This window comes from Roseisolibacter agri (assembly GCF_030159095.1).
Lineage (GTDB): Bacteria > Gemmatimonadota > Gemmatimonadetes > Gemmatimonadales > Gemmatimonadaceae > Roseisolibacter > Roseisolibacter agri.
The window spans coordinates 610943-623597 of sequence record NZ_BRXS01000002.1 but is presented as its reverse complement, the minus strand read 5'-3'; the positions used below and the strand labels follow the sequence as shown (position 1 = coordinate 623597).

Annotated in this window: 7 protein-coding genes; 5 read left to right on the top strand and 2 right to left on the bottom strand. The window is 77.1% G+C overall.

Annotation, left to right across the window (positions count from 1 at the left end; genetic code table 11):
• Positions 1-23: 23 nt before the first annotated feature.
• Positions 24-1139, top strand: a complete 1116-nt coding sequence (locus rosag_RS07500; RefSeq protein WP_284349446.1) for a hypothetical protein — start codon at positions 24-26, stop codon at positions 1137-1139.
• Here rosag_RS07500 and rosag_RS07495 read toward each other — a convergent pair.
• Positions 1085-2791, bottom strand: a complete 1707-nt coding sequence (locus rosag_RS07495; protein ID WP_284349445.1) for a PqqD family peptide modification chaperone — start codon at positions 2789-2791, stop codon at positions 1085-1087. The two genes, rosag_RS07500 and rosag_RS07495, sit on opposite strands and share 55 nt — an antisense overlap.
• Positions 2792-2952: 161 nt before the next feature.
• Here rosag_RS07495 and tssK (rosag_RS07490) point away from each other — a divergent pair, with 161 nt between their 5' ends.
• On the top strand, positions 2953-4305 hold the full coding sequence (gene tssK / locus rosag_RS07490) for a type VI secretion system baseplate subunit TssK (protein WP_284349444.1): 1353 nt from the start codon (positions 2953-2955) through the stop codon (positions 4303-4305).
• 404 nt (positions 4306-4709) lie between these two features.
• Here the strand turns inward: tssK (rosag_RS07490) and rosag_RS07485 are convergent, their stop codons facing one another.
• Entirely contained in the window at positions 4710-6455 is a 1746-nt protein-coding gene (locus tag rosag_RS07485) for a protein kinase family protein (RefSeq protein WP_284349443.1), read from the bottom strand.
• A 201-nt stretch (positions 6456-6656) separates the two neighbouring features.
• On the opposite strand from rosag_RS07485, the gene tssK (rosag_RS07480) reads away from it, so the two are divergent.
• The 3 genes from tssK (rosag_RS07480) (at position 6657) to rosag_RS07470 (ending at position 12634) form a co-directional block, all read left to right on the top strand.
• Positions 6657-8111 (top strand): type VI secretion system baseplate subunit TssK, encoded by a 1455-nt coding sequence (gene tssK, locus rosag_RS07480; RefSeq protein ID WP_284349442.1) that lies wholly within the window; start codon positions 6657-6659, stop codon positions 8109-8111.
• Between the two features lie 146 nt (positions 8112-8257).
• Positions 8258-8998: a DotU family type IV/VI secretion system protein gene (locus tag rosag_RS07475; protein WP_284349441.1), complete on the top strand. Its 741-nt coding sequence runs from the start codon at positions 8258-8260 to the stop codon at positions 8996-8998.
• A 48-nt stretch (positions 8999-9046) separates the two neighbouring features.
• Positions 9047-12634 (top strand): ImcF-related family protein, encoded by a 3588-nt coding sequence (locus rosag_RS07470; RefSeq protein WP_284349440.1) that lies wholly within the window; start codon positions 9047-9049, stop codon positions 12632-12634.
• The last annotated feature ends 21 nt before the right edge of the window (positions 12635-12655 follow it).

Genomic DNA, 12655 nt, shown 5'->3' with positions numbered 1-12655 from the left:
GCCGCGGACGCCGTCCGCCGCCGATGATGCTCACCCGTCTCGCCGCCACGCCGCCGCTCCGGGCCGACGCGCCGCCCGCCGGCATCGCCCGCGCGCTCGCCGATCTGGTGGACGCGCCGCACCGGGCGCTCGCGCACGCGGCCGGCCCCTGGCTGGCGCCGCCGCTCTCGCCGCGCCTCGTCACGCCGCCGGCGCTGCTCGCGCTCGTGCGCGCCCTCAGCGGCCGGATGATCGTCACCAACCCCACCGCGGTCGTGCGCCTGCCGCTCGCCGTCGGCCTGCTGGCGCGGGCCGCCCTCCAGCGCGCGCTCGCCCCGTCCGTCGCGCCGCCGGCGGAGTCGCCATCGACCGAGAGCGTGGAGGACGCGCGGGACGTGCGCGTGCGCGCCGCGCGCCGGCGGGTGGCGGCGCTGGAGGCGCGGCTCCCCGCGGCCACGGCGGCACTGGCCCCGGGCGCGCGCTGGGCGACGGTGATCCTCTACGAGCCGACGACGCTCACCGTGCACCTCGCGCGCGAAGGAGTCGCGCGGCGCGAGCCCGAGCCGCTGCAGGCGCACGCGGTGCTCCGCTACCGGCTGGCGCTGGTGGTCGGCCGCGCCGACGCGCTGCCGACCGACGCGCTGCCGACCGACGCGCTGCCGACCGACGCGCTGCCGACCGACGCGCTGCCGACCGACGCGCTGCCGACCGACGCGCTGCCGACCGACGCGCTGCCGACCGACGCGGCGATCGACGCCGCCGCGGCGGCGGCGCCGGCCACCGCCTGGCCGCCCGGGCGCGGCGGCGACACGCCCTGGTTCCTGCGGCGGCTGCTGATCCCCGACGCGCAGGCCGCCGCCCACATGGACGACGGCACGCTGGCGCGCTGGGGCACGGTCACCGGGCGCGGGATGCCGCGCCACGACTCCTACTGGTTCTCGGAGAGCTGGGAGCGCTTCCGCGAGCCGGGGCGCCACGTCGGCTACGTCGCGCCCGACTACGTGGCGCGCGCCCGCCGGCTGCCGTCGGCGGGCGGGCCCTCGACGTCGCTCGTCGCCCCCGCGCTCGACGCGACCGTCGAGCGCGGGGTCTGCGTCCCGCCCGGCTACTGCCTGGTGGACTGCGTGGGCACGCTGGAGGTCGCGGTCGTCGCCTGCTGAGCGTGCGACGCGGGCTGCGCGTCGTCGGCCGGCTTCAGCACCGCGCGCCACTCGGACGAGTGGTCGTCGCTGCGCGCGTCGGCCGGACGCGGCGGCAGCGGACACGCCGGGATCTCGAGCGCGCCCTCGGTGACCAGCAGCTCCACCAGCCGCGCCACGTCGCGCTCGACGACGTCCTCCTCCACCAGCCCGCGCGCGCGCAGCTCCGCCAGCAGCGCCGGCACGTCGCGCGTCCCGTCGCACAGCTCCAGCATCGTGGGCGCCGAGGGCGGGAGACGCACCGCCGCGCCCACGGGCCAGTCGACGTCCACCGTCGCGCCCTGCGTCACCCAGTCGCGGTCCGCGTCGGCGCGCAGCTGCACGGAGAGCCGCGCACCCGGCACCACGCGCGGCGTCTGGCCCGCCAGCCGCTCCACCGAGTCCGCGTACGCGAGCGCGTGGTGCGCCCAGCGGAAGCGCCAGTCGATGGTGGCCGCGTCGAGCTGCGTGCCGGCCATCTGCATGTCGGCCACCGGGACGCGCGTGCGCCGCTCGCGCCGCAGCTCCACGGAGCAGAGGGCGAAGCGCTCGATCTCGAGCGCGTCGAAGTGCTTCATCCAGCGCTCGAGGTCCGTGAAGGTGGCCGCGCCCGCGCCGGCGACGTTCCGGTAGGCGTGCATCACGTCCCAGTCGCGGCGGCGCATCACGACGACCTCGAACTCGTCGGCCGCGGCGCCCAGCCAGGCGCGGATGCGCTGCACGGTGGGCTGGCCGCGCCGGTCGGAGAGCGCGGCCGTGAACGAGCAGCGGCCGCCCGGGCGCAGGTGCTCGGGGAGCCCCTGCACGATGCTGCGCGTGACCTGCTCGCCGTCCTCGCCCGCGTCGCGGTAGTCGTACTCGTGCGCCAGCGTCGGCACGTACGGCGGGTGCGCGCAGACGTAGTCGAACGTCTCGCCGTCCATCGCGGACCACGCGTCGCTCGCGACCGCGACGAGCTGCTCGAGCGCGTTGAGGCGGGCGTTGAAGCGCGAGCAGGCGACGCTGCGCGCGGCGATGTCGGTGGCCCACGCGCTCGGCGCGCCCTCGCGCAGCGCCTTGAGCGCCACCATCCCGGAGCCCGCGCACAGCTCGACCATGTGCTGCCCGCGGAGCGGCGGGATCGTGTCGAGGAACTGGCGCGTGAGCTGGTTGGCCGGCGGGAAGACGAAGTCCGCCGACTCGCTGCCCAGGCGCGGCCGCCGCGAGAAGGGCGGGATGTCGGACACGAGCCAGAGCCCCTGCAGCGGCGTCAGGAGCATGGTGCCGCGCAGGCGCTCGCCGTCCTGCGGATCCCGGGCGAGGAGGCCGAGGGCGATCAGGTTGGCGACGTCGTCGCCGCCGACGAGCGACTCGACCAGCGCGCGCGGGAGCGGCTCGCTGTCGAGCAGCAGGCGGACGAGCGCCGCGCCCGCGTCCTCCACCGGACCGGCCATCGTCGCCCGGCGCTCCGCCAGGCGCGGGAAGCCGAAGAGGTTCGGCCCGCCCATGCGCCGCGCGATGGTCGGCTCGTCGAAGCCGACGCGCGCGAACAGCGCGCGCGCCGCGTCGAAGGCCGCAGCCGGCGCCTCGGGCTGGATGGGGAGGGCGGCGGGCGGCGTGAGGGCGGCGGCGGTCGGCGGCGCGGCGGTGCTCATGGCGGGAGAGGCGAGGCGGCGGAATCCAGCGGAGAGGCGGCGGCGCGCCCGGGGCGGGCGGCGGCGAGGCAAAGTGGGACGTGCCGCGCGGAGCGTCCAGGGTCAGATGCACGGCGGCGCGTCCGCTGGCAGGATCGCGCGACCACCGTACGTTGTAGCGCATGCCTTCCCTGCACCCCGTGCTCTGGACCAAGGGCACGCTCCTGACGCCGCAGCACCTCCAGGCGCAGGACCGCTATCACGACGACCTCCTGCGCGCGCAGCTCGGCGCGCTGACCTTCTGCCCGTGGGGGCTGACACGGCTGGACCTGGACCGCGAGGCGCTGACGGGCGGCACGCTGGTGGTGCGCGCGGTCTCGGGGCGCATGCCGGACGGGCTGCTGTTCGACGCGCCGGGCGCCGACCCGACGCCGCCGCCGCGCGCGCTGGACGTGGCGTGGGCGCAGGACCAGCGCGCGCTGCTGGTGTCGCTGGCGGTGCCCGAGTACCGCGCGGGGGCGCGCAACATCGCCGGGCGCGAGACGTACGCGGCGGGCGCCTCGACCGCGCGCTGGCGCGCGGAGGAGCAGCTGGCGCGCGACGAGACCACGGGGCTGGCGGAGCGGCCGATCCAGGTGGCGCGGTCGAACCTGCGGCTGCTGCTGGAGGGCGACGCGACCGAGGGCTACACGACGATGCCGATCGCGCGGCTGCTGCGCGCGCCGGGCGGCGAGGTGACGCTCGACCCGACGTTCGTGCCGCCGCTGCTGGAGCTCTCGGCCAGCGACGCGCTGATGGGGATGGCGCGGCGCGTCCTGGAGCGGGTGACGGCCAAGGCGACGGCGCTCGCCGGCTCGCGGCGGCAGCGCAACCAGGGGCTGGCCGACTTCTCGATCACGGACGTCGCGAGCTTCTGGCTGCTGTACACGCTGAACACGCACCTGCCGGCGCTGCGGCACCTGGCGGAGGTGCGCGGCGGGCATCCGGAGCCGCTGTGGGACGCGATGATCGCGCTCGCCGGCGCGCTGACGACGTTCGCGCCCGCGGGGCGCCCGCTGCCGGTCTACGACCACATGCGGCTGGGCGAGTGCTTCGGGCAGCTGGAGGCGCGGCTGCTGGAGCTGCTGGAGACGGCGGTGCCGGAGACGGCGATCGCGATCCCGCTGCGCACGGTCGCGCCGCTCGTGCAGGCGGCGGCGCTGGACCAGGAGAAGTGGCTCGCGGCGCCGCAGTGGTACCTCGCCGTCAGCGCGCCGATGCGCCAGGCGGAGCTGGTCTCGCGCGTCGTCCACGGCTGCAAGGTCGGCTCGGCCGACGTCGTGGATACGCTGATCCGTCAGGCGCTGCCGGGGCTGGAGCTGGTGCACGTGCCGCAGCCGCCGGCGGCGGTGCCGGTGAAGCTCGACTTCCTCTACTTCGCGGTCGGGCGCGCGGGTGCGGCGTGGGACGCGGTGACGCGGGCGCGCAACCTGGCGGTGTTCGTGCCGGCCGAGATCCCGCAGGCGCGGCTGGAGCTGGTGGTGGTGCTGCAGTAGGGCTGCGGACTGCGGGCTGCGGATCCTTGAACTGCGAACGGCAGCAAGGATGAAGATCTGAAAGGATCTGATAACGACGGATGGCTCCGTGTGGCGGCGAGGGATCTCGCACTCCACCGGAGCCATCCGTCGTCATCCGATCTTCTCGGACTTTCATCCTTGCTGCTGTTGTCGTTTGGGTCCGGCGCGCTGGACTCCTGTGCCTCTTGGGGATGCGGATCCTCCGGATGAAGGCGGATGCTCCGGATCGCTCCGCGTGGCGGCGACGCACCGTGCGCTACAGGGAGCGATCCGAACGATCCGTCCAGATCCGGAGCATCCGCTTCCCTCCAACGAGCACCATCTCCGCGGAGCGCCGACGCGTCCCGCGCGGCCTGTCGCGCCGCACGGAGCACGTAGCCGATCTATTTGGGCACCGGGACCGCGGGCGCCGGCGGCACCGTGGGGGCGGGCACGGCGGGCGCCTTGGGGACGGGCGTGCCCGCCGGGACCGTCGGCGTGCCGGTCGACGTCGCCGTCTCGGGCTTGGGGCGCAGCGCGAAGTAGAGCACGAGCGCCAGCGCGAGCAGGATCACGAGGTTGATCACGACGATCAGCGGCATCGGGATCGTGCGGCGCGGCGTGGCCGGGAGCGGCGCCGCGGCCGGCGCCGGCGCGGTGGCCGGCGGCGGGGGCGGCGTGACGCTCTGCCGGATCATCCGCGTGTACTCGCTGCCGCCGGCCGGCGCGGCCGGGGCGCCGAACGGCGACGGCCCGCCCGTGGACCCGAGCCCGCCCGGCGCGCCGAAGGCTGGCGGCGGGAGGACGGGGGGCAGCCCGGCGCTCCCCAGGCTCCCGGACGCGCCCAGCGGCGGGAGGCCGCCGAGTGCGGGCGGCGCGCCCTGAGGCGTGGGGAGTGGCGGAAGCGGCGGCAGCGGCGGCGGCGCCAGCGGCGGCGGGCCGACCGGCGGCAGACCACCCGACCCGCCCGTGTCGAAGGGTGACCCGCCGAAGGCCGGCGGCGGGGGCGGGACGCGCGCGGCGAGGGCGCCCGTCGCGCTCCCGCCGACCGATCCGACCGACGGCGGTGGCGGTGGCGGCGGGAGCGGGGGCGGCGCGCTGGGGCCGAGTGGCGCGAAGGGCGACGGCGCGGGCGGGGTGCTGGGCCGCGGCGCCGCCTGCTGCTGGAAGAGCCCCGTGAACTCGCCGGGGCGGAGCGCCGGCTCGGCCGCGGCGGCCGGCGCGGCTGGCATCGGCGGCATGGGCGGCATGGGCGGCGCGGCCGGCGGCGCGACGGGCGCCAGCGGCGGCATCGGGGGCGGCATGATGGACGCGAGCGGCGGCGGGGCCGGCGCGGGTGACGGCGCGTGTGGCGGCGCGACGGGCGCGGCCTGCTGGAACATGCGCGTGAACTCGCCGGGCTCGCGCTTGGGCTCCGGCGCGGGGGCCGGCGGCGCCGGGGGCGGAGGCGGCGGTGCGTGCATCACCGGCGCGAGCGGCGGCGGCTGGGGCGGCGCGGCGGGCGTGCCGCTCCCGTTCCCCGTCTCCAGGCTGGCCTGCCCGCCGGCGATGAAGAGCCGCGTGAAGTCGCCCGGCGCCTTGCCCGCGGCGGGCGGCGCGGCCGGGGACGACGGTCCCGGCGGCGGGCCGCCGACCGAGAACTGGAACGCGACCGGCGGCGTCGAGCGGTCGGCGCCCTCGCCGCCCAGCACGTCCGCGACGGCGTCGTCGTCCAGCGGGGCGGCGGCCGACAGCGCATCCGGGGCCGCGAGGCCCGCCGGCCCGACGTCCATCGGCAGCGTGTCGACCGCGCTCGCCGGGGGGACGGCAGGCGCCGCGGGCGATGGGGCGGCCTCTCCCTGCTCCGGGCTCCAGTCGCGCACGCGCGCCTGCAGCCACGCCGGGAAGCCCTGCATCCCCGCGATGAACTCCGTCACGACCGCGAAGCCGGCGGGGATGGTCGCCATCTCCAGCACGCGCGCCCGGTCCGGCATCGGGAGGCGGGCGAGGGCGCCGCGCAGGCGCTCGACCTCCCCGGGGCCCGCGGCGTCGACGATGTGCACCATCACCACCCGCCCGGTCGTCGTCTCCTGGGCGTTGTGGGTGCGGATGCCGCCGTCGACGGCGGTGCACTTGAGCAGGCGGTACCGCGCGTGGAAGTCGTCGCTCATTCGTCGCTCTGGCGTCGTCGCTGAGGCGTCGGGCGCGACGAGCCGAACGCGTCGCGGTGGTGGTGAGGGGGGCGGGCCCGGGGGGCGTCGTGTATTGTTCACCGCTCGCCGCGGCGTCGCAATCAGCCCCCTCGGGCCGTTCGACGCCACGGTGATCCCACTGCGACGCCCTCCGCGACCGCGACCGCCCGCCCCCACCCCATGCGAGCCACGCCGCACCTTCCTGCCCGCGTCGTCTGGGAGGAAGGGATGTACCTCGCGCCGCACCACTTCCAGGCGCAGCGCCGCCACTTCGACGACGCGGTCGCGCTGACGCTGAGCGCGCTGTTCGCGTTCCCGTACGGCGTCGCCGCGCTGGAGGTGGACGACGAGGCGCTGCGCAACGGGACGCTGGCGCTCCGCCACGCGCGCGGCATCCTCCCCGACGGGACGCCGTTCCGCATCCCCGACGGCGACCCCGCCCCGGCGCCCGGCGCGCTCGCCGACCGCTTCTCGCCGGCGCGCGAGGGCCACGTCGTGCACCTCGCGCTCCCGGCGTGGCGCAGCGACGACGCCAACGTCGCCGACGCGCCCGCGGAGCCGGGCAACGGCAACGGCACCTCCGCCGACGGCACGGGGAGCTGGCACGCGCCGCTGCCGCTGACGCCCGCGCACCCGCTGCGCTTCCGCGCGGTGGAGCACGAGGTGGTGGACGAGGTCACGGGGCTCGACCGCGCGGCGCTGCACTTCGCGGCCAAGAACTTCCGCCTGCTGCTGGACGACGAGGTGGCCGACGGCGACGTGTCGCTGCCGATCGCGCGCATCCGCCGCGACGGCGCGGGACGGTTCGTGCTCGACCCCGCGTTCGTGCCGCCCTGTCTGCAGCTGGCGGGGAGCCCGCGGCTGGTGGCGCTGCTGCAGCAGATCGTCGGGATGCTGGAGGCGAAGGCGGCGACGCTGGCCGTCGTCGCGCGCCCGACGCCCGCGCCACCGGTGCCCGGCGCCGCGCCGTCGGCCTACGCCGGCAACGAGGTCGCCACGCGCTGGCTGCTCCACGCCGTGCGGTCGGCCGAGGCGCCGCTGCGGCACCTGCTGACGACGCGGACGGCGCATCCGGAGAGGCTCTGGCTGGAGCTGTCGCGGCTCGCGGGCGCGCTGTGCACCTTCTCGCTGACGGCGCAGGCGCGCGACCTCCCCGCGTACCAGCACGACGACCTGGGGAGCTGCTTCGCCGCGCTGGAGCGCCACCTGCGCGAGCATCTCGACGTGGTGGTGGCGGCACGCGCGGTGGTCGCGCCGCTGACGCGCGCGACCGAGGTGCTGTTCACCGCGCCCGTGTCGGACCCGCGCTGCTTCGAGCCGGGCGCGCGCTGGTTCCTGGCCGCGCGCTCGGGCGTGGGGCCGGTGGAGACGGCGGTGCGCGTGCCGCAGTACGTGAAGGCGTGCGCGAGCAAGTTCGTGCTGGAGCTGGTGCGGCGCGCGTATCCGGGCATGGCGCTCGAGCACCTGCCCGCGCCGCCGGCCGGCATCGCGCCGCGCGGCGACACGGCCTACTTCGAGATCACGCTCGCCGGCCCGTGCGCGCAGGGGCTGCGCGACACGCGCGAGTTCGGCGTCTACGTGCCCGACGCGCTCCCCGACGCGGCGCTCGAGCTGGTGGTGCTGGTCCCGGGCTGACGGTCGGACGACCGGCCATCGGTGTGACGTCGACGGCGCGCCACGGGGCACCTGACCTCGTGGCGCGCGCGTCATCCGGCGCGTACGTTGGGCCACGCGCCGCGCCGCAGGGGCGCGACGCGTGCCCCTGCTGCGAGACCCGCCGGATGACCGCACCGTTCATCGCGCCGCCCGATCCCGGAGCCGGCGCCCCTGCTTCCGTTCCCGCCCAGGACGTCCTCGCGCGCGGCCGGCTCGCGCGCATGCTGCAGGAGGCGCTGACCGCCGTCGTGCGGCTGCGCGCCGGCCGCCAGTCGATCCCGGACGCCGCGGCCTTCCGCCAGCAGATCGTCCAGCTGCTGCAGCGCGCCGACGGCGAGGCCCGCCAGGCGGGCTATCCGCCCGACGACATCCGGCTCGCCGTGTTCGCGGTGGTCGCGCTGCTCGACGAGTCGGCGCTCAACAGCCGCCAGCCGGCGCTCGCGGACTGGGCGCGCCGCCCGCTGCAGGAGGAGCTGTTCGGGATCCACCTGGCCGGCGAGTTCTTCTTCCAGCACGTCGAGCAGCTGCTCGCGCGCCCGGACTCCGCCGTCCTCGCCGACGTGCTGGAGGTCCACCAGCTGGTGCTGCTCCTGGGCTTCCGCGGCCGCTACGGCCACGACGCCGCCGCGCTGCAGGCGATCGCGGTGCGCGTGGGCGACCGGCTCGCGCGGCTCACCGGCAATCAGGGTCCGCTGGCGCCGTCGTGGCGCCCGCCTGCCGACGCGGTGATCGCGCGCGACCCCTGGATCCGCCGCCTCACGATCGCGCTCGCCGCCTCCGCGCTCCTCGCCGTCGGGCTGTGGGGCGTCGGCGCGCTGACGCTCGGCGGCGCCGTCGATCAGATCCGCACGGCGGCAACGCGATAGCGCCCGGCACGAGGCACGTCGTTCAAGGTCTCCCTTCCGCATCCACCGATGGCCCGCCCCGCCGCGACGCGCTGGTACGCCGCGCTCGCCACGCTCATCGTCTTCATTCTCCTCGCCTGGGTGCTGGGCGCGGTGCTCCCCCTCACCGATGGGGAGCGCACCGTCCTGCGCGTCGGCCTGCTCACCCTCGGCCTGATCGCGGCCGGGGCGCTGCTCTGGTTCCTGCGGCCCGACGCGCCGGCGGCGCCGGCCGCCGGCCCCGGGAAGGACGACGCCCTGGTGGCCGTCGCCGCCGCGCGCGCCCGGCTGCCGCGCGGCGCCTTCGACCAGCGCCCGATGGTCCTCCTCGTCGGCACCGAGGGGAGCTGCAAGACCACCGTCGTCACCCGCGCCGGGCTGGACGCCGAGCTGCTGGCGGGCGACGCCGTGGGGGAGGCGCCGCCGGCCACCGCCGCCGCCAACCTCTGGCTGGCGAAGCAGGCCCTGTTCGTGGAGCCGGGCGGCAAGGTGCTGGCCGACGAGTCGCGCTGGAAGAGCGTGGTCCGCGCGCTCCGCCCGCCCGCGCTCGGCGCCGCGCTGGGCCGGGCGGAGCCCGCACCGCGGGCGGCCGTCGTCTGCGTGAGCTGCGACGTCTTCTTCGGCGACCAGGGGCAGCAGCTGGAGAGCACCGCGCAGCTGCTGCGCCGCCGGCTGACCGACGCCGCGCGCGACTTCGGGCTCGCGCTGCCGGTCTACGTCTTCTTCACCAAGGCCGACCGCCTGCCGCACTTCGAGGCGTGGGCCGCGGCGCTGACGCGCGACGAGGTGCGCGAGCCGCTGGGCGCCGCGCTGCCGTTCGGGCCGGACGTGAGCGGCGCGCACGCCGCCGGGAGCCACGAGGAGCGCCTCACCCCGCGCCTCGAGGCCGCGTTCCGCGAGCTCGCCGCGTCGCTGGGCGGACGGCGCCCGGCGCTGCTGGCGCGCGAGAGCGTGGAGGAGCGCCGCCTGGCCGCGTACGAGCTGCCGCGCGAGCTGGGCAAGCTGGCGCCGGCGGCGACCAAGTTCCTGGTCGAGCTGTGCCGCCCGATGCAGCTGGGCGCGAGCCCGCGACTGCGCGGCTTCTACTTCGTGGGCGCGCGCCCCGTCGTGGTGGCCGACGCGGGCGGCGCCGCGGCGCAGCAGCAGGCGGTGGTGATGCCGGCCGGCTCGGGCGCGACGAGCGCGTTCTCGCGCCCCAACGTGCCGGGGATGACGCCGGCCGGGATGGGCGGCTACGCGCCGCCGGCGGCGCGGAAGGTCCCGCAGTGGGTGTTCCTCGAGCGGCTCTTCCCGGACGTCGTGCTGGGCGACGCCGGCGCCGCGGCGGCCGCGCGCGGCGGGCTGCGCGTGAGCCGGACGCGCCGCGCGCTGCTGGGCGCCGGCATCGCCGCGGCGCTGGTGGTCGCGGCGGGCGTGACGACGTCGTGGCTGGGCAACCGCGCGCTCGCCGACCGCACCGCGCGGCAGGCGCGCGCGGTGGCCGCGCTGCCGGTCCTCAGCGCGCCCGCGGGCACGGTCGCCTTCCCGAGCGCCGAGGCGCTGCGGACGCTGGACGCGCTGCGCGGGACGCTGGACACGCTGCGCGCGTTCGAGGCCGACGGGCCGCCGCTGCGGCTGCGCTGGGGGCTGTGGCGCGGCGGCGCGCTGTTCGACGCCGGCCGCCGCGTGTGGATCGACGGCTACCGCGGCCAGCTGCACGCGGCGACGTGGGCGGCGCTGGTGGACTCGCTGCGCGCGCTCCCCGAGGTGCCGCGCGAGACGGACGACTACGGCCGCAACTACGCGGCGCTGAAGGCGTACCTGATCGCCACCGCGGAGCCGGCGCGCAGCACGGCCGACTTCATGGCGCCGGTGCTGCTCACGAGCTGGCAGCGCGGCCGCGCGACGGATGCCGACGTGACGGCGCTGGCGCGCAACCAGTTCGCGTTCTACGCGACGATGCTGCCCGACACCAACCCGTTCCCCCAGACGGCGGACGCGGGGCTGGTGACGCGGTCGCGCGCGTTCCTGGCGCGCTTCGCCGGTGAGGAGCGCATCTACCAGAACATGCTGGTCGAGGCGTCGAAGGCGGCGCCGCCGGCGCGGCTGCTGGACATCGCGCCCGCGGCGGCCGGCGTCGTCAACGCGCCGGCGGAGGTGCCGGGCGCGTTCACGACGAAGGGGTGGGCGTTCATGGACGGCGCGTTCAAGAACTCCGACCGCTTCTTCCAGGGCGAGCGGTGGGTCGTGGGCGACGCGACGGCCGCGCTGGCGCAGGACCGCGCGAGCGTGATCGACGGGCTGCGGCGCCGCTACCGCGCGGACTACGCGGAGCGCTGGCGGCAGTTCGTGCGCGGCACCGCGGTCGTGCGCGCGGGCAACATCCGCGCGGCGTCGACGCAGCTGGGCACCGTCGGCGGCGCGCAGTCGCCGCTGCTGGCCGCGCTCTCGCTGGCCGCGCGCCACACGATCGTCGACTCCGCGATGGCGGCGGCGTTCCAGCCCGTGCAGGCGGTCACGCCGGGCGCGGTGACGGACAAGTTCGTGAGCGAGAAGAACCAGCCGTACGCCAACGCGCTGCTCGCGCTGCAGGGCGCGATGGAGCAGATCGTCGCGATGCCGCCGCCGGCCGACAGCCAGGGCGTGCTCGCGCTGCGGCAGGCGGGCACGCAGGCGATGGCGCAGGCGTCGCTCGCCAAGACGGCCGCGCGGCAGCTGGGCCAGTCGTTCGCGGTCGACTCGGCGGCCATCCAGGTGGGGCCCGCGGTGACGCAGCTGCTGCTGGCGCCCATCGACTACGCGGAGGCGACGCTGCGCAACATCAGCGGCACGCCGATGCCGCGCGCGCCGCGCGTGGCCGCGGGCGGCGGTGGTGGTGGCGGTGGGGCGGCGCCGCCGCCCCCGCCGGCGATGAGCGCGAAGGAGGTCGCGGACCTCACGCGCATCCTCAACGAACGTGGCCGCTCGCTGTGCAACGCGATCACGCCGATGCTCGCCAAGTTCCCGTTCAACCCCGATGCGAGCGCGGAGGCGACGCCGCAGGAGATCGCGGCGCAGCTGGCGCCGGGCACGGGCGCGCTGTTCGTGCTGCAGCAGGAGCGGCTGGAGGGGCTGCTGGAGAAGCAGGGCGCGCAGTGGGTGCCGAAGGCGGGCGCGCCGGTGGCGCTGTCGGGCGAGTTCGTGGCGTTCTTCAACCGCGCCGCGCGCGTGTCGGAGGCGCTGTTCGCGGGCGGGCCGGAGCCGCGCGTGACGTTCACCGCGCGCGGCGTGGCGAACGACCGCGTGCCGCAGGTGACGCTCACGCAGGGCACGCGCGTGGCGCGCTTCGAGAAGAACGCGCCGCCAGCGGAGTTCACGTGGCCGTCGACGACGGGGCGCGAGGCGAAGCTGCTGGTGGTGCGCAACGTCCGGAACCGCCGCGACCGCGAGACGACGGTGAAGGCGGCGTCGGGCGACTGGGCGCTCTTCCGGCTGGTCGCGCAGGCGACGAAGGCCGAGGGCGACGGCGGCGGCTACCGCGCGGAGTGGGGGAGCGGGGACGGCGCGGTGGCGGTGGAGTTCGGGTTCCCCGAGGGGATGCCGGTGCTGAAGCGCGGGTGGCTGGGCGGGATGAGCTGCGCGCCGCAGGTGACGCGCTGATACGCTGACGATCCACGCAGC